This is a genomic window from Lysinibacillus sp. FSL M8-0355 (assembly GCF_038008985.1).
Taxonomy (GTDB): domain Bacteria; phylum Bacillota; class Bacilli; order Bacillales_A; family Planococcaceae; genus Lysinibacillus; species Lysinibacillus fusiformis_D.
Genome location: NZ_JBBPAI010000001.1, coordinates 4648975 through 4667598 on the forward strand (window position 1 = coordinate 4648975; position 18624 = coordinate 4667598).

19 protein-coding genes and 2 other annotated features (1 of these 21 only partly in view) are annotated in these 18624 nt (G+C 39.1%); all 19 genes read right to left on the minus strand.

The features are described 5' to 3' along the window. Position 1 precedes the first annotated feature (1 nt). The 19 genes from rpsG to epsC all read right to left on the minus strand — a co-directional run bounded on the left by rpsG (position 2) and on the right by epsC (position 18343). Entirely contained in the window at positions 2 to 472 is a 471-nt protein-coding gene (gene rpsG / locus MKY46_RS22820; RefSeq protein WP_036123710.1) for a 30S ribosomal protein S7, read from the minus strand. 149 nt (positions 473 to 621) lie between these two features. Then, entirely contained in the window at positions 622 to 1041 is a 420-nt protein-coding gene (gene rpsL, locus MKY46_RS22825; RefSeq protein ID WP_010860613.1) for a 30S ribosomal protein S12, read from the minus strand. A 98-nt stretch (positions 1042 to 1139) separates the two neighbouring features. Next, positions 1140 to 1388, minus strand: a complete 249-nt coding sequence (locus MKY46_RS22830; RefSeq protein ID WP_036123715.1) for a ribosomal L7Ae/L30e/S12e/Gadd45 family protein — start codon at positions 1386 to 1388, stop codon at positions 1140 to 1142. Between the two features lie 137 nt (positions 1389 to 1525). Then, a complete protein-coding gene (rpoC, locus tag MKY46_RS22835; protein ID WP_036123718.1) occupies positions 1526 to 5209 on the minus strand; it encodes a DNA-directed RNA polymerase subunit beta' in 3684 nt (1227 codons plus the stop codon). Between the two features lie 203 nt (positions 5210 to 5412). Next, on the minus strand, positions 5413 to 8988 hold the full coding sequence (rpoB, locus tag MKY46_RS22840; protein WP_170829859.1) for a DNA-directed RNA polymerase subunit beta: 3576 nt from the start codon (positions 8986 to 8988) through the stop codon (positions 5413 to 5415). Positions 8989 to 9229: 241 nt separating this feature from the next. Continuing rightward, a complete protein-coding gene (locus tag MKY46_RS22845) occupies positions 9230 to 9832 on the minus strand; it encodes a class I SAM-dependent methyltransferase (RefSeq protein ID WP_058845123.1) in 603 nt (200 codons plus the stop codon). A 76-nt stretch (positions 9833 to 9908) separates the two neighbouring features. Next, positions 9909 to 10268, minus strand: coding sequence for a 50S ribosomal protein L7/L12 (gene rplL / locus MKY46_RS22850; RefSeq protein WP_004233598.1), 360 nt, complete (start codon positions 10266 to 10268; stop codon positions 9909 to 9911). A 74-nt stretch (positions 10269 to 10342) separates the two neighbouring features. Continuing rightward, complete coding sequence (gene rplJ, locus MKY46_RS22855; RefSeq protein WP_004233596.1) at positions 10343 to 10843, minus strand: 50S ribosomal protein L10; 501 nt, start codon at positions 10841 to 10843, stop codon at positions 10343 to 10345. Positions 10844 to 10875: 32 nt separating this feature from the next. Further along, positions 10876 to 11022: a sequence feature (ribosomal protein L10 leader region), on the minus strand. A gap of 53 nt (positions 11023 to 11075) precedes the next feature. Beyond that, positions 11076 to 11774 (minus strand): 50S ribosomal protein L1, encoded by a 699-nt coding sequence (gene rplA / locus MKY46_RS22860; RefSeq protein ID WP_036123728.1) that lies wholly within the window; start codon positions 11772 to 11774, stop codon positions 11076 to 11078. A gap of 116 nt (positions 11775 to 11890) precedes the next feature. Then, positions 11891 to 12316: a 50S ribosomal protein L11 gene (rplK, locus tag MKY46_RS22865; RefSeq protein WP_004233593.1), complete on the minus strand. Its 426-nt coding sequence runs from the start codon at positions 12314 to 12316 to the stop codon at positions 11891 to 11893. 230 nt (positions 12317 to 12546) lie between these two features. After that, positions 12547 to 13080: a transcription termination/antitermination protein NusG gene (gene nusG, locus MKY46_RS22870; protein ID WP_036123731.1), complete on the minus strand. Its 534-nt coding sequence runs from the start codon at positions 13078 to 13080 to the stop codon at positions 12547 to 12549. A gap of 349 nt (positions 13081 to 13429) precedes the next feature. Further along, entirely contained in the window at positions 13430 to 13615 is a 186-nt protein-coding gene (gene secE, locus MKY46_RS22875) for a preprotein translocase subunit SecE (protein WP_036123733.1), read from the minus strand. Between the two features lie 48 nt (positions 13616 to 13663). Then, entirely contained in the window at positions 13664 to 13810 is a 147-nt protein-coding gene (rpmG, locus tag MKY46_RS22880) for a 50S ribosomal protein L33 (protein WP_004233588.1), read from the minus strand. A 77-nt stretch (positions 13811 to 13887) separates the two neighbouring features. Beyond that, positions 13888 to 14535, minus strand: a complete 648-nt coding sequence (gene sigH / locus MKY46_RS22885) for an RNA polymerase sporulation sigma factor SigH (RefSeq protein WP_036123738.1) — start codon at positions 14533 to 14535, stop codon at positions 13888 to 13890. Positions 14536 to 14603: 68 nt separating this feature from the next. Then, positions 14604 to 15116, minus strand: coding sequence for an NYN domain-containing protein (locus tag MKY46_RS22890; protein WP_036123742.1), 513 nt, complete (start codon positions 15114 to 15116; stop codon positions 14604 to 14606). A gap of 2 nt (positions 15117 to 15118) precedes the next feature. Then, positions 15119 to 15871 carry a 23S rRNA (guanosine(2251)-2'-O)-methyltransferase RlmB gene (rlmB, locus tag MKY46_RS22895; protein WP_036123745.1) on the minus strand — a complete coding sequence of 251 codons (753 nt, stop codon included), beginning with the start codon at positions 15869 to 15871 and terminating at the stop codon, positions 15119 to 15121. Continuing rightward, complete coding sequence (locus MKY46_RS22900) at positions 15871 to 16290, minus strand: Mini-ribonuclease 3 (protein WP_036123747.1); 420 nt, start codon at positions 16288 to 16290, stop codon at positions 15871 to 15873. The genes rlmB and MKY46_RS22900 overlap by 1 nt, the downstream gene beginning before the upstream one ends. A 5-nt stretch (positions 16291 to 16295) precedes the next feature. Continuing rightward, positions 16296 to 17696 carry a cysteine--tRNA ligase gene (gene cysS / locus MKY46_RS22905; protein ID WP_036123749.1) on the minus strand — a complete coding sequence of 467 codons (1401 nt, stop codon included), beginning with the start codon at positions 17694 to 17696 and terminating at the stop codon, positions 16296 to 16298. Continuing rightward, positions 17693 to 18343 carry a serine O-acetyltransferase EpsC gene (gene epsC / locus MKY46_RS22910; protein ID WP_036123753.1) on the minus strand — a complete coding sequence of 217 codons (651 nt, stop codon included), beginning with the start codon at positions 18341 to 18343 and terminating at the stop codon, positions 17693 to 17695. The genes cysS and epsC overlap by 4 nt, the downstream gene beginning before the upstream one ends. A gap of 197 nt (positions 18344 to 18540) precedes the next feature. Continuing rightward, positions 18541 to 18624, minus strand: a binding site (T-box leader); it runs 136 nt beyond the window's last position.

The window sequence follows — 18624 nt, forward strand, 5'->3', positions numbered from 1 at the left end:
ATTACCAACGGTAGTGAGCGAATGCTTTGTTCGCTTCTGCCATTTTGTGCATGTCTTCACGTTTCTTAACTGATGCACCAGTGTTGTTAGAAGCATCAAGAATTTCGTTAGCTAAACGTTCTTCCATAGTTTTTTCACCACGAAGACGAGCATAGTTAACTAGGTAACGAAGACCTAAAGTTGTACGACGTTCTGGACGTACTTCAACCGGTACTTGGTAGTTTGAACCACCAACACGGCGAGCACGAACTTCAAGAACTGGCATTACGTTGTTTAGAGCGGCTTCGAATACTTCAATTGGATTTTCACCAGAACGTTCTTTAACAAGTTCGAACGCACCGTATAAAATCTTTTGAGAAGTACCTCTTTTACCATCAACCATCATTTTATTGATTAAACGAGTTACTAGTTTTGAACTATAAATTGGATCTGGTAACACGTCACGTTTGGAAACAGGACCTTTACGAGGCATGTGTTTTCCTCCTTTCGAATAGTTATCGATTATTTTATAAAGTTGGCCTTTTCGTATTTGTCGATCAAATATCAAATCTGCTAGCAAGATTCGATATTTGTGACAATTAGTATGAGGCTCAGTATTAAATAACGTTATTTAACGTTAAATTATTTTTTTTCTTTAGGGCGTTTTGTTCCGTATTTAGAACGTGATTGTAAACGACCGTTTACACCAGCTGTATCAAGAGCTCCACGTACGATATGGTAACGAACACCCGCTAAGTCTTTTACGCGTCCGCCACGGATAAGAACAACACTGTGCTCTTGTAAGTTGTGGCCTTCACCTGGGATATAAGCTGTAACCTCAATTTGGTTAGTTAAACGTACACGAGCGTATTTACGTAACGCTGAGTTCGGTTTACGAGGTGTCATTGTACCAACACGAGTACAAACACCGCGTTTTTGTGGTGATTTAACATCAGTTAAAGATTTTTTAAATGAGTTATATCCTTTGTTTAACGCTGGTGATTTTGATTTCGTGATTTTAGATTGACGAGGCTTACGTACTAATTGGTTAATTGTAGGCATCGATATTTCCTCCCTTCATTTATTCCTTGTTAATACCACACATCCAGGTGGTTCATTTTTTGGGTAAAAACAAAGTCTTTGTGTTTAATACACAAAAACTACTCTACAGTAATCGCAACTACCGCAGCTCCAACATGGATTCCACAGGCCTTGCCCAGTTCCTTTTTCGACTCAACAAGAATAACTGGTATACCGATTTCTCTCGCGAAAGATATGGCCGAATCGGTTACCCAATTGTCTGCATCAAGTGCCACAAGAAGTTCTTTCACTGAACCGGCTCGCATTGCTTTTACTGCTTGCTTTGTACCTATGATTGTTTGACTAGCCCTTACTTTATCATAAGACATTTTCATATCCTCCGAAGTACAGACAGTTAACTATCAACCTTCAATATATTATCATTACCAATTTACACTGTCAACTAATATCTTTAAAAAGTCCGAAGAGACGGTGAAATTCCATCTCTTCGGTCCTATTTTAATGTCTATTCGGCAGAAACAACTTCTGTGTCAAGCTCATCTTTTTCGATGCGGATTTGACGGTAACGTTGCATACCAGTACCTGCTGGAACAAGTTTACCGATAATTACGTTCTCTTTTAATCCAAGAAGCTCGTCACGTTTACCCTTAATTGCTGCATCTGTTAACACACGTGTTGTTTCTTGGAACGATGCTGCAGATAAGAATGATTCTGTTTCAAGAGAAGCTTTTGTAATACCCAGGATAACAGGACGACAAGTTGCAGGATTTTTGCCATTCATAACAGCATCTGCATTTGCCTCTGCAAATTGGTGGATATCTAGTAATGAACCTGGTAATAAATCTGTATCTCCAGCTTCAATTACACGTACTTTACGAAGCATTTGGCGAACCATTACCTCGATATGTTTATCACCAATTTCTACCCCTTGCATACGGTATACTTTTTGAACTTCTTTTAATAAATATTCTTGAACAGTTGAAACATCTTTGACTTTTAACAATTGTTTTGGATCGATAGAACCCTCTGTTAAAACTTGACCACGCTCTACATTATCACCTTCGATAACTTTTAAACGTGCATTATAAGGTGCTTGATACTTACGCGTTTCTACGTCACCTTGAATAGTAATTTCTTTTAAGCCTTCACGAATTTCTGTGATATCTGAAACAGTACCTGTGATTTCTGAAATAACAGATTGACCTTTTGGATTACGTGCTTCAAAGATCTCTTGGATACGTGGAAGACCTTGTGTAATATCATCTCCGGCAACCCCACCTGTATGGAATGTACGCATTGTTAATTGTGTACCTGGTTCACCGATTGATTGAGCTGCAATAATACCAACTGCCTCTCCAACCTCAACCTTTTCACCTGTTGCCAAGTTCATGCCGTAACATTTTTTACATACGCCATGTTTTGTATTACATGTAAATGCTGAACGGATTGTCACTTCCTCGATACCTGCTTCAATAATTGCACGAGCAACATCTTGGTCGATTAAACCATCTCTTCCTAAAATAACTTCACCCGTTTCAGGATGTACGATTGTTTTCTTCGTATGACGACCAACAATACGTTCATCTAGAGCTTCAATCAGTTCTGTGCCTTCCATTAATGCACCAATTGTTAAGCCACGGTCAGTACCACAGTCATCTTCACGTACAATAACATCCTGTGCAACGTCAACAAGACGACGTGTTAAGTAACCTGAATCGGCAGTTTTAAGGGCTGTATCGGCAAGACCTTTACGAGCACCGTGAGTAGAGATGAAGTACTCTAATACTGTTAAACCTTCACGGAATGAAGATTTAATTGGAAGTTCAATAATACGACCAGCCGGGTTGGCCATCAGACCACGCATACCAGCTAACTGCGTAAAGTTAGATGCGTTACCACGGGCACCTGAATCAGACATCATGAAAATTGGGTTTGTTTTCTCAAGTGACTTCATCAGTTTCGCTTGAATTTCGTCTTTCGCAGCACTCCAGCTTGAGATAACACGATCATAACGTTCATCCTCTGTAATGAAACCACGACGGAATTGCGCTTGAACTTTATCCACTTTTTCTTGAGCTACAGCTAAAATTTCACCTTTATCAGGTAATACCACGATGTCAGATACACCTACAGTAATACCAGCACGTGTTGAATATTTAAATCCTAGGTTTTTCATGCGGTCAAGCATTTTAGATGTTTCAGTAATGTGGAAACGTTTAAACACTTCAGCAATGATATTTCCTAAGAATTTTTTACGGAATGGATTTACAACTGGTACTGATGCAAAATATTTACGCAATACAGCTGTACGTTGTGCATCAATTTTCCCTTTTTCATCTAAATTATTATAAGCGCTATCTGATTCAAGCTCTTTCAGAGTATCTTCGTCAATTATTAATTTAGCGAAGTATTTCTCTGGTGTTACTTGCTCTAAGTTGAAATCAGTTGGCTCATTAATATAAGGAAATGATTTTGGCAAGATTTCGTTAAAGATTACTTTACCAACAGTTGTCAATAGGAACATATTATTTTGTTCTTCTGTGAATGTTGGGTTATTTAACGAACTTGCTTTAATCGCGATACGTGTATGCAAATGTACATGACCTGTATCATATGCAATTAAGACTTCATTTGGACCATAGAAAACAGTACCTTCACCACGAGCATCTTCACGTTCAAGTGTTAGGTAGTAGTTTCCTAATACCATATCTTGAGAAGGTGTTACAACAGGTTTACCATCTTTTGGATTCAAGATGTTTTGTGCTGCAAGCATTAGAAGACGAGCTTCTGCTTGAGCTTCTGCTGATAACGGTACGTGAACCGCCATTTGGTCACCATCGAAGTCAGCGTTATACGCTGTACATACTAATGGGTGAAGACGAATAGCACGACCTTCAACTAGTGTTGGTTCAAATGCTTGAATACCAAGACGGTGAAGCGTTGGTGCACGGTTTAGTAATACCGGATGCTCACGAATAACATCTTCTAAAACGTCCCAAACGTCATTGTTTAAACGTTCAATTTTACGCTTAGCAGATTTAATGTTATGAGCAAGACCACGCTCTACTAACTCTTTCATTACGAATGGCTTGAATAATTCGATAGCCATTTCTTTTGGTAAACCACATTGGTACATTTTTAAGTTTGGACCTACTACGATAACGGAACGACCAGAATAGTCAACACGTTTACCAAGTAAGTTTTGACGGAAACGACCTTGTTTACCTTTCAGCATATGTGAAAGTGATTTTAGTGGACGGTTACCAGGACCTGTTACAGGACGTCCGCGACGACCATTATCAATTAATGCGTCAACAGCTTCTTGTAGCATACGCTTTTCGTTTTGTACGATGATGCTTGGCGCACCTAAATCTAATAAACGTTTTAAACGATTATTACGGTTAATTACACGACGGTATAAATCGTTTAAATCGGAAGTTGCAAAACGACCACCATCTAATTGCACCATTGGACGAAGCTCTGGTGGAATAACAGGTAGAACATCTAGAATCATCCATTCAGGTGAGTTACCTGAGTTACGGAAAGATTCAACAACTTCTAGACGTTTGATAGCACGAGTACGTCTTTGACCTTGTGCAGATTTTAACTCTTCTTTTAAAGAATGTGTTTCATCCTCTAAGTCAATTTTGCTTAATAGTTTTTTGATTGCTTCTGCACCCATTGCAGCTTCGAATGTGTTGCCGAATTTTTCACGGTATGCACGGTACTCTTTTTCAGAAAGTAATTGTTTGCTTTCTAAATTAGTAGCACCCGCATCAATCACAACATATGAAGCAAAATAAATAACTTCTTCTAATGCACGTGGTGACATATCTAGGATTAGACCCATACGGCTTGGAATACCTTTGAAGTACCAGATATGAGAAACTGGTGCTGCTAATTCGATGTGTCCCATACGTTCACGACGAACTTTAGCGCGTGTTACTTCAACGCCACAACGGTCACAAACTACGCCTTTATAGCGTACACGTTTATATTTACCACAATGACATTCCCAATCTTTAGTTGGACCAAAGATACGTTCACAGAATAAACCATCTTTTTCTGGTTTTAATGTACGGTAGTTAATTGTTTCAGGCTTTTTAACCTCACCATATGACCAAGAACGAATCTTGTCAGGGGATGCTAAACCGATTTTCATATATTCAAATTCATTAACGTCTATCAAGGAGCCTACCTCCCTCTAGTATAGGTCTTTATAAAGACTCTTTTACGCAGCTCGATAATCGCTTGCAAAGAATTGCCTCTTTGGCAAAGGATTAGAAATAGAATGATTTATTAAAAGAAAAAGCCAGGCAGGGCGTTAAATCCTGCCCGGCTAATTTGAAAAATAAGTTTGACCTTATTCACCATTGTGAATTTGGGTTTCCATTATTCAAAAGACTCTACTGGCTCTTCTTCTGTATCTGGCTGTGGTGCAATGTTAAGTGCATCAGCTGGTTGAAGATCTTCTTCTTCGTCTAAATCGCGAAGCTCTACTTCTTCATCATTAACTGTTAACATCTTAACATCCATACCAAGAGATTGAAGTTCTTTAATCAATACTTTGAATGATTCAGGAACACCTGGCTCTGGTACACTTTCACCTTTAACGATGGCTTCATATGTTTTCACACGACCAACAACGTCATCGGATTTAACCGTTAAGATTTCTTGAAGTGTATATGCAGCACCGTATGCTTCAAGTGCCCATACCTCCATCTCACCAAAACGTTGTCCACCAAATTGCGCTTTACCACCAAGTGGTTGCTGCGTAACAAGTGAATAAGGACCAGTTGAACGTGCGTGAAGTTTATCATCAACCATGTGAGCAAGTTTGATCATGTACATGATCCCAACAGATACACGGTTATCAAATGGTTCACCAGAACGTCCATCATACAGGATTGTTTTACCGTCACGGTTCATCCCTGCTTCTTCCATTGTTTCCCAAACGTCTTCTTCATTAGCACCATCAAATACTGGTGTTGCCATGTGGACGCCTAGGTAGCGGGAAGCCATACCTAAGTGTAACTCTAAAACTTGTCCGATATTCATACGAGAAGGTACACCAAGTGGATTTAACATGATATCAACAGGCGTGCCATCTGGCATGAACGGCATATCTTCTTCCGGTAAGATACGAGAGATAACCCCTTTGTTACCATGACGTCCGGCCATTTTGTCCCCAACGCGAATTTTACGTTTTTGAACAATATAAGCACGAACTAATTGGTTAACGCCTGGTGGTAATTCATCGCCATCTTCACGGTTAAATACTTTAACGTCAAGAATGATACCGCCAGCACCGTGTGGTACACGTAATGAAGTATCACGAACCTCACGAGCCTTTTCACCGAAGATTGCATGTAATAAACGCTCTTCCGCAGTTAATTCTGTAACCCCTTTAGGTGTTACTTTCCCTACCAGAATATCGCCATCACGTACTTCCGCACCAATACGGATAATACCACGTTCGTCTAGGTTACGAAGTGCATCTTCCCCAACGTTCGGAATATCGCGAGTGATTTCTTCAGGCCCAAGCTTTGTATCACGAGATTCTGATTCATATTCTTCAATATGAACAGATGTATAGACATCGTCTTTTACAAGGCGCTCGCTCATAATAACAGCATCCTCATAGTTAAAGCCGTTCCAAGTCATGAATGCAACAAGTACGTTACGTCCAAGAGCCAGTTCGCCTCTTTCCATTGATGGACCGTCTGCTAAAATATCACGAGGTTTCACACGCTCGCCAACTTTTACAAGTGGACGTTGGTTATATGAAGTACCTTGGTTTGAACGAATGAATTTTTGTAATTTATATTTTGTTAAATCGCCTTTAACCTCTTTGCCGTCTACAACTTCAATGCGACGAACATGGATAGAGCGAGCCTCTACGTGCTCAACAATACCATCGTATTTCGCTACAACAGCTGCACCTGAATCACGCGCATCAACATGTTCCATACCCGTACCAACGAATGGTGCTTCTGGGTTAAGAAGTGGAACTGCTTGACGTTGCATGTTGGCACCCATAAGTGCACGGTTAGAGTCATCGTTTTCTAAGAACGGGATACATGCAGTCGCAGCAGAAACTACTTGTTTAGGAGATACGTCCATGTAGTCCATTTGAGCTTTATTGAATACTGTGTTATCCCCACGGAAACGACCTACTACTTCTTCATTAGTAAATGTACCATCTGGATTTAATAGCGAGTTTGCTTGTGCTACATAGTAGTTATCTTCTTCATCAGCTGTTAAATAATCAATTTGATCCGTTACTCGGCCTGTTTCGTGATCAATACGACGATAAGGCGTTTCGATGAATCCAAATTTATTGACTTTGGCAAATGAAGATAATGAGTTGATTAAACCAATGTTTGGACCCTCAGGTGTCTCGATTGGACACATACGACCGTAGTGAGAGTAGTGAACGTCACGCACTTCAAAACCAGCACGCTCACGTGTTAAACCACCAGGCCCTAATGCAGATAAACGACGTTTATGTGTTAACTCTGCTAGAGGGTTTGTTTGGTCCATGAATTGAGATAATTGAGAGCTACCGAAGAACTCTTTAATAGACGCAATTACAGGGCGAATATTAATTAATTGTTGCGGTACGATTGCAGCTGTGTCGTTAATGGACATACGCTCACGTACTACACGTTCCATACGAGATAAACCGATACGGAATTGGTTTTGTAGTAACTCACCTACTGAACGTAGACGACGGTTACCTAAATGGTCAATATCATCTGTTGCGCCTACTTGGTAAAGTAAGTTGAAGAAATAGCTTACTGAAGATAAAACGTCAGCTGGTGTAATATTCTTCACTTCTTCATCAATGTACGCATTACTGATGATATTAATTTCTTTTTGTGCTTCATCTTTCGGTGCATAAATCTTAATAGATTGGATTGTTACATCGTCCTCAAGCACGCCACCAACTTGCGATAAAGTACGGTAACCAATACCTTTTGATGAATCTTCTAGGTAAGGTAGAATTTTATCTAAAGTACGACGGTCAAGCACTGTACCTTTTTCTACTAAAATTTCGCCTGTTTCAGGATCTACAAGCGTTTCAGCAATCGTTTGGTTAAATAAACGATTTTTAATATGAAGCTTTTTATTCATTTTGTAGCGACCAACATTCGCTAAATCATAACGTTTTGCATCGAAGAAACGAGAGTACAATAAACTCTTCGCACTTTCTACTGTTGGAGGCTCACCTGGACGTAAACGTTCATAGATTTCTAAAAGTGCTTTTTCTGTACTTTCAGAGTTATCTTTTTCTAACGTATTACGTAAATACTCGTTATCACCGATAATATCGATAATTTCTTGGTCTGAACCGAAGCCTAGCGCACGTAGTAACACTGTTACTGGTAGCTTACGAGTACGATCGATACGCACATAAACTACGTCTTTTGCATCAGTTTCATACTCTAACCATGCACCACGGTTTGGAATCACCGTTGCGCCGAAACCTTTTTTACCGTTTTTATCAGTTTTATCATGGAAATACACACTTGGTGAACGAACTAATTGTGAAACGATAACACGTTCAGCACCATTGATAATGAACGTACCTGTTTCTGTCATTAATGGGAAGTCACCCATGAAGACATCTTGTTCTTTCACTTCGTCTGTTTCTTTGTTGTAAAGACGTACTTTCACACGTAATGGAGCTGCGTAAGTAACATCTCGCTCTTTACATTCATCAACATCATACTTAGGCTCACCTAATGAATAATCGATGAATTCTAATGAAAGATTACCTGTAAAGTCCTCGATCGGCGAAATGTCACGGAACATTTCACGTAAACCTTCTTCAAGGAACCACTCGTAAGACGCCGTTTGAATCTCAATCAGATTTGGAAGCTCAAGCACCTCTTTAATACGCGCAAAGCTTCTACGCTGGCGGTGTTGTCCGTACTGAACTAGTTGACCTGTCAACTCATTCACCCCTCAATAAAGCGATATTAGGTCTTTGCAAAATCATACAAATAGTGTATGATTTCGAAAGACAAAAAGAAAACGAGTCTTCAAAAAGATCTCATTTTCGGTTAACTAAACTTATCTTGGCAAGTATACCCATATAAAAACATTTCTATACAAAAGGGCATACGACCTCAAAATAATATTTTTGCATTGTATCATATTATCATAGCCGATTTGTCAAGTCAATAAATTATACATATTTCATTTATTTTTTTGCGCGTACTATCCAGTACCCTTTTTTCTTCTCTACAATATCGACTTCTGAAAATTTTTCTTCTAGGTAACTTACTGTCGATGGTGCTCCTTGTTTCTTCTGGATGACTACCCAAAGCTCACCCGAAGGCACTAGTCGATCATAAGCTCCATCGTAAAAGCGGAAAATCGTTTCCTTCCCTGCACGAATTGGTGGATTCGTTAAGATAGCTGCAGCTTCTACATCTGTATCAACCATCGATAGGCCGTCACTCACAAATATTCGCACATTTTGAACACCGTTCACTTGCGCATTTTTTTGCGAAAGTGTAACTGCGCGTTCATTTATATCCATCATATAAACGGTACGGTCTGGATTCGCTTTGGCAATCGATAATCCTATCGGCCCATATCCACAACCTACATCCAATATCGCACCATTAATATTAGGCATTTTAAAAGCGTCTATTAAAACACGGGATCCAAAATCTACTTCGCTTTTACTAAATACACCTGCATCCGTTTCAAACGAAAACGAATGCCCTAGTAACTTGAATGTCCAGTGACGAGGTTTACTCTCAGTTTGAGGCTTACTTGTATAATAATGATCTGACATTTTCATGCCTCCTCAGAATGAAGAAAAAAGCTCGCCAAAATGACGAGCTTTCCTTTTGTTAAAAAGTAATACGAGATTACTTAACTTCTACAGATGCGCCAACTTCTTCAAGTTTAGCTTTGATTTCTTCAGCTTCATCTTTAGAAACGCCTTCTTTAAGAGCTTTAGGAGCGTTATCTACTACTTCTTTAGCTTCTTTAAGACCTAAACCAGTGATTTCACGAACCACTTTGATTACTTTGATTTTTTCTGCACCAGCAGATGCTAATACTACGTCAAATTCAGTTTTTTCTTCAGCTGCAGCAGCACCGCCAGCAACTACTGCTACAGGAGCAGCAGCTGTTACACCGAATTCTTCTTCGATTGCTTTTACTAAATCGTTTAATTCAAGAACTGTCATAGCTTTGATAGCTTCTAAGATTTGCTCTTTATTCATTATAATTTCCTCCTAATTGGATAATGTTTTATTTTTTTTGCGATCAGGCCGCAGAAGTCTGAGTGCGTATTAAATTACGCGCCTTGTTCTTCTTTTTGTTCTGCAACAGCTTTTGTTGCAAGTGCGAAGTTACGCACTGGAGCTTGAAGTACAGATAAAAGCATAGAAAGTAGACCTTCGCGTGATGGAAGTTCTGCAAGTGCTTTAACATCTTCAACAGAAGAGATTGTACCTTCAATAATACCCGCTTTAATTTCTAAAGCTTCGTTTTTCTTAGCGAACTCGTTGATGATTTTAGCAGGCGCTACAACATCTTCATTTGAGAACGCAATTGCGTTAGGACCAACTAATACGTCGTTGATTCCTTCAAGACCAGCAGCCTCAGCAGCACGACGAGTTAAAGTATTTTTGTAAACTTTGAACTCAACGCCAGCTTCACGAAGTTGTTTACGAAGCTCAGTTACTTGTGCAACATTAAGACCACGGTAATCCACAACTACTACAGAAGCAGCGCCTTGGAATTTTTCAGTAATCTCTTGAACTTGTACTTGTTTGTTTTCGATTGCTTTGCTCATGATGACACCTCCTATTAGAATGGGTCATTTATACCGACAAAAGAAAAGCCTCTGGGTCAAATAGACGCAGAGGCTGAAAGTCATCATCTTTAAAATAAGAATCTGAATTCCGATGTCCTCGGTAGGATCATTAAGTGACAAGTCACCCCTACTGTCTACGGTACAAATGGATAATTCACAACAGCAACTATAATATCATGTATACTCACTGTCGTCAACGCATATATATAAATTATTTTACTACTACGTTAGAAGCGTCAACTTTAATAGCTGGGCCCATTGTAGTTGTAACATTTACAGATTTCATGTAAGTACCTTTAGCTGCAGCAGGTTTTGCTTTTTGCACTACATCAAAAACAGCTAAGAAGTTTTCTACTAATTTTTCTGCTGAGAAAGAAACTTTACCGATAGGAGCGTGGATGATACCAGCTTTATCAGCACGGTATTCTACTTTACCAGCTTTGATTTCTTCGATCGCTTTTGTTACATCGAAAGTAACTGTACCAGTTTTAGGGTTTGGCATTAAACCTTTAGGTCCTAATACACGACCAAGTTTACCAACTTCGCCCATCATGTCAGGAGTTGCTACGATTACATCGAAATCAAACCAACCTTGTTGGATTTTTTGGATGTATTCTGCATCACCTACATAGTCAGCACCAGCTGCTTCAGCTTCTTTAAGTTTCTCACCTTTTGCGAATACTAATACACGTTGAGTTTTACCAGTACCATTTGGTAGCACTACTGCACCACGGATTTGTTGGTCGTTTTTACGAGTATCAATACCTAGACGGAAAGCAACTTCTACAGTAGCGTCGAAGTTAACTGTGCTAGTTTTTTGAGCAAGTTCGATTGCTTCTTGTGCACTATATAGTGAGTTACGATCAATTAATTTTACTGCATCTTGCAGTTTTTTACCTTTTTTAGCCATTATATATTTCCTCCTTGATTGTGGTTATAGCGGATTTTACCTCCCACGAATAAAGGTTGCGTGTTCACAAAGAAACTTCGCAACCTTCCAAAAAACAAAACATCAAGTAAATGGGATTAGTCTTCGATAACAATACCCATGCTTCGTGCAGTACCTTCAACCATTAACATAGCAGCTTCCACTGAAGCAGCGTTAAGGTCTGGCATTTTAGTTTCAGCGATTTCGCGAACTTTATCACGCTTAACCGTTGCCACTTTTTTACGATTTGGTTCACCAGATCCTGATTGGATACCAGCTGCTACTTTAAGTAACACTGCTGCAGGTGGAGTTTTTGTAATGAAAGTGAAAGAACGGTCCTCGAATACTGAAATTTCAACTGGAATAATAAGACCAGCTTGATCAGCAGTACGCGCATTGAATTCTTTACAGAATCCCATGATGTTCACACCCGCTTGACCTAATGCAGGACCAACCGGTGGAGCTGGGTTAGCTTTACCAGCAGGGATTTGAAGTTTTACAACTTTAATAACTTTTTTAGCCACGAGACACACCTCCTTAAGTCCGTGATGTGGTAATTGGGTTGCCCCTCCCACTCAATATCTGTCTGTCAGCTAAGTGCCGATAACATTAAAATTATCAATACAGACGTCAACTAAAAGTATGACAGTCTGACCTATGAAATGATACCACTTTTAATTTTTTTAAGCAAGTAGTAATTAACAAAATCTGCGAAACATCTACCAATTGACATGTCATAGATCAATTACTGGAACTATAATTTTTGAATTTGTTCGAAATCTAGCTCCATAATTGTTTCGCGACCAAACATATCAACCGACACTTTTATTTTTCCTTTTTCCGTGTCAATTTCCTCAACACGCCCTTGGAAATGAGCGAACGGCCCTTCTAATACTTCAACAGCCTCACCAACAGTTATATCAACTTCTACAACCTTATCAGTCATACCCATTTGTTGTAGTAGACGATCTGCTTCCTCTGGTAGTAAAGGTGTTGGTTTTGCTCCTCCACCTGATGAGCCGATAAAGCCAGTAACGCCTGGCGTATTTCGTACTACATACCAAGAATCGTCTGTCATAATTAACTCAACTAACACATAACCAGGGAAAACTTTACGCATCATCGTGCGCTTTTTCCCATCTTTCATTTCTGTTTCCTCGTGCTCAGGAACAATTACACGGAAGATTTTATCTTGCATTCCCATTGTTTCTACACGTTTTTCTAGGTTTGCTTTTACACGGTTTTCATACCCTGAATACGTATGAACAACATACCAATTTTTCTCCATAACTACTAGGACTCCTCGTCCGTCCCTCCCTTACAAATAAAAGTGAAAATGAATCGCGATATGCTAAACGCATTCTTACTCTTTTCACAAACATCTCATTAGAAAAATATAGCTTTCGCTAATAGCCAGCGAAAGCCCGATGATATATACCGAAACTAGCATAGTCATCAATCACTACTATCATACTCTCCTAGTAGCATCCTTATCATCATGAGCGTATTTTACTGACCTTCACTTCACCATGTCATCAAACCAATAGATAAAGTTTTCTGCTGAATGAAGATAAAACAAACGAAAAAACCCGTTATTACAATGGACGGGCTATTTCAAAAATATGCTATTTACTAAATTATAAATCTAAGTACCAGCGGAATAATGATGAAACACCTAAGTCAACTAATACAAAAAATAAAGCCATAATGACAACAGTTGAAATTACAACGACTGTATATTTCGTTAGTTCTTTACTTTTTGGCCAGCTTGTTTTGCGCATTTCAGACATTACATCACTTAAAAAGCCTTTGATCTTGCCCATTCTAGCTTAACCTCCGAATCAATCATATCTGTCTATTTACATATCATTTTATAGCGTTTGTTTATGCATTGTATGTTCATTGCAATGCGAGCAAAATTTCTTTAATTCGAGACGTACAGTTGAACCTTCTTTAGCTGGGAACGTGTAATTTCTCGACCCGCATTTCTCGCAATTTAGCACGACTTTTTTTGCCATATACTCACCTTTTTCGGCACTTTGTCTTTTTAAGACTAACACCTATATTTGTCAATGTCAATAAAGGCCTATATGGACTAAGACATTTCCTCAAGGACCAAATGTCGCTCTAATTTACGCTTGACCCGCTGCAATGCATTATCAATCGATTTCACATGGCGATTTAATTTCTCAGAAATTTCATGATAAGACTGACCATCTAAATATAAAGCTAAAACTTGTAGTTCTAATTCACTTAAAATCTCACTCATTTTTTCTTCTAAATAGCCGAACTCTTCTCTATGAATCATCAATTCTTCTGGATCGTCCATAATAGCACCTGTTAGCACATCCATTAACGTTCGGTCTGACTCTTCATCAAATATAGGCTTGTCCAAAGAGATATAGGAGTTTAGTGGAATATGCTTTTGCCTAGTAGCTGTTTTAATCGCCGTGATGATCTGCCTTGTAATACACAGCTCTGCAAAAGCCCTAAAAGAAGCCAGTTTATCGCCTTTAAAATCACGAATCGCTTTATATAAACCGATCATACCCTCTTGCACGATGTCTTCCTTATCTGCTCCAATTAAGAAATAGGACCTTGCCTTTGCTCTTACTAACAAACGGTATTTCGTAATTAAGTAATCCAACGCATCTGTATTACCTTGATGCACCATTTCAATAAGTTCTTCATCATTGAATCGTTCAAAATCTTGTGTCACTTGTACAATGCTATTTTTAAACATGGTATCACCTCAGCCACAACAGATAATTAGGAACAGTATAACGGAATTGGAAAATATGCGTCAATCTATCATTTCAATCCTCGTCGCCATTTTTCAAAAGCAAGTGCAACATCTGGCTTTAATTCTATACGAGAAGGCGGCTTGCTTTCTTGTTTGCGCCTCACGTCATGTGAAATTTTATGTTGGATAATGCTTGTATCAATTTCTAGCTCTCTAGCCGATTTCCTTAGAGCACCATTACCAAAGATAACGCTTTGCTCTGCCATATCGGACGTTGCTACATGTATCTGTACATTTCTAGCCTTTAGTTCACGCGTCATTTTTTCTATTCGTTCATCTGCCGTTTCATTTTTACGGGTATAAATGACTTCTACACCATTTTCTATATAAGATTGCTCAACTCCTGGTACAAGATGTGCGTCAAAAACAATAATTACGCGCCAGTCCATAGCCGCTTTATATTCAGCCATAACTTCTATCAGCTTTCTGCGCGCATCCTCAAAATTTGTATCACGCAATGGCCGCAGCTCTTTCCAAGATCCAATCATATTATAGCCATCAACAAGCAAAATGTTTTTCATTGTTACTCATTCGCTTCTTGACGTTTACGATACACTTCATACATTAAAAGCGCTGCAGCAACTGATGCGTTTAATGATGTAACATGCCCAACCATTGGTAAGTGATATAAAAAATCGCATTTTTCTTTTAATAAACGACCCATTCCCTTGCCCTCACTGCCAATAATGATGGCTAACGGTAATGTGGCATCCATTTTTCGATAATCCACCGAGCCCTTCGCATCTGTACCAGCGATCCATACACCTCGTTCTTTTAGTTCATCAACCGTTTGAGCAAGATTGTTCACACGTACAACTGGAACATGTTCAATAGCACCTGTGGATGCTTTTGCCACTACAGCTGTTAAACTAACAGATCGACGCTTTGGAATAATAATACCATGTGCTCCGATAGCATCAGCCGTTCGCATAATAGACCCTAGATTATGAGGATCCTCTAGCTCGTCTAAAATTAGGAAAAAAGGATCTTCCTGTTTATTGGCTGCAGCTGCAAATAAATCCTCAAGTTCAGCATACTTATAAGCGGCAACAGATGCAACAATTCCTTGATGATTAGCACTCGATAATTGATCGACTTTCTTTTTTGGGACAAACTGAACTATTACACCACGTTCTCGGGCTAAATCTAGCAATTCATTCACACCAGATTTTTTGACACCTTCTGCAATCCATACTTTATTCATATCGCGGCCTGAACGAAGTGCTTCTAACACTGGGTTTTTACCGGCAATAATTTCACCATTTTGTTCTGCCATTATTTAGACACTCCCTTTGATTCCTCGATTATTTGAATAGCATATGCAATGATTTCATACACGCGTTCTAGTTCATTTAATAAATATAAACTACCAAGCACTGCCTCAAAGCCTGAGCTATTACGATAGGTTTGGACATCTGTATTTTTTGGTACAGAGCCGGATTTGGCATTGCGTCCACGACGGAACACAGCCAATTCCTCCTCTGTTAAATAATTTTCATCCATCATGCGATGAACGATCTTAGATTGCGCTTTTGCTGAAACATAACGAGTTGCCTCTCGATGCAGCGTATTCGGCTTAACACGGCCAGAACGTAGCAAATGCTCACGTATTTTTTGTTCTAATACGGCATCCCCCATATAGGCTAATGCCAGCGCATTTAATTGCTTAACATCTTCATTGCGAAGTTTATCCAACTTTATTACCCTCGTTTCCATCTAGTTCCTTGTCGTGTATCTTCTAAAATGATACCCTGGGCTTGCAAATGGTCACGGATCTCATCAGAACGAGCAAAGTCACGGTTTTTACGTGCCTCTACGCGCTCTTGTAGCAATGCTTCAATTTCTTCGTCTAATAGCTCTTCTTCTTTTACAAATTCAATACCTAAGACGTCGCCTACTACTTCAAAAGTTTCCATAAATGTTTCTAAAACTTTTTTGCAAGTATTTGCTTCATTTAAGTAAATATTAGCAATACGTGCTACCTCGAATAATACTGAAATAGCGTTTGCAGTATTAAAGTCATCATCCATTGCCTCTTCAAACTGTGCTTTTTGTTCAGCAATTTTGCTCAGCCATTCTTCCGAGTGATCACCTAAGCTTGCTGTAGTTGTAAGACGATGCTTCACATTATTGTAAGCTGTACGAATGCGTTCTAAGCCCGTTGCAGCAGCTTCTACTAAATCTTTAGCAAAGTTAATTGGGTGACGATAATGAACCGATAGCATAAAGAAACGTAGTATCTGTGGATCAATTTGTTTACGAATATCATTAACAAGAATGAAATTGCCAAGAGATTTAGACATCTTTTCATTATCGATATTAATATACCCGTTATGCATCCAATAACGTGCAAATGTTTTATCGTTATGTGCTTCTGATTGAGCAATTTCATTTTCATGGTGAGGGAAAGTTAAATCTTGCCCACCAGCATGAATATCAATAGTATCTCCTAAATGCTCACGAGCCATTACAGAACATTCAATATGCCAGCCTGGACGACCATCTCCCCATGGACTTTCCCAGAAGATCTCACCCGGCTTCGCAGCTTTCCATAAAGCAAAATCTAATGCATCATCTTTTTTCTCGCCTGCTTCAATACGAGCACCGATTTTTAAATCGTCTACTGATTGATGCGATAATTTACCATAACCATCAAACTTACGTGTACGATAATACACATCCCCAGCAGATTCATAAGCATAGCCTTTATCAATTAATACTTGAATAAATTGAATGATATCGTCCATATGCTCTGTTACACGTGGATGAACATCCGCTTTTTTGCACCCTAGTGCTGTAACATCCTGGAAGTACGCAGCAATAAAGCGCTCTGTTAATTCATGCACTTCTTCGCCTAACTCATTTGCTGCCTTAATGATTTTATCGTCTACATCCGTAAAATTGGATACGAATTTTACATCATAGCCTTTATATTGAAAATAACGGCGAACTGTATCATACACAATGACAGGACGTGAATTTCCAATATGGATATAGTTATAAACAGTCGGACCGCAGACATACATTTTAACTTTTCCTTCTTCTAGCGGTACGAAGGTTTCCTTTTGTCTTGTTAATGAGTTAAATATTTGAATACTCATTGTGTTTCTCTCTCCTTTTGTAAGCGTTCGATTTCCTGCTGCAATTCAGTGATTTGCTTCTCGAAAACTTGACAACGTTCTTCCACAGGATCAGGTATATTTTGATGATCTAGTTTTTTCTCTAGACGAACTCCATCCTTAATTACTATTTTACCAGGAATACCGACAACTGTAGCGTTTGGCGGTACTTCTTTTAAAACAACTGATCCCGCACCAATTTTACTATTCTCACCAATTGTGATAGAGCCTAATACTTTCGCGCCCGTTGCAACAAGCACATTGTCCTCTAACGTAGGGTGTCGTTTTCCTTTTTCTTTCCCTGTACCACCTAATGTTACACCTTGATACAAAGTAACATTATTACCAATTTCACATGTTTCACCAATAACAACACCCATACCATGGTCTATAAAGAAACGACGACCAATTTTTGCACCTGGGTGAATTTCAATCCCCGTAAAGAAACGGCTAATTTGCGAAATGGCACGAGCTATAAAATAAAAACGTCTTTTAAAGAACCAATGCGCCACTCGATGCGCCCATGTCGCATGCAAACCAGAATAGGTTAACACCACTTCAAATACACTACGCGCTGCTGGATCATTCTCAAAAATTGTTTCCACATCTTCCTTCATTCTTTTAAACACAAAAACTCCCCCTTTTCATGTTGGTCTTGCTCAAATCCTTTGAAATCCTACACACTAAAACGATAGCAATTGCCAATTTCCTTCAGATTCCCTGCGTAGATGATGTGGTATTGACGCCTCCTTGTAAATTAATGAAGCCTGCATCATTGCCTTTTTCTAAAAAATAAAAAGCGCCCCTATCATCCCCAAAAGGGAATGACAGAGACGCTTAAAATGCGTGGTTCCACTCTGTTTGAAGGCAAAGATGCCTTCCACTCTGGACGTTCTTTAACGGGAACGAC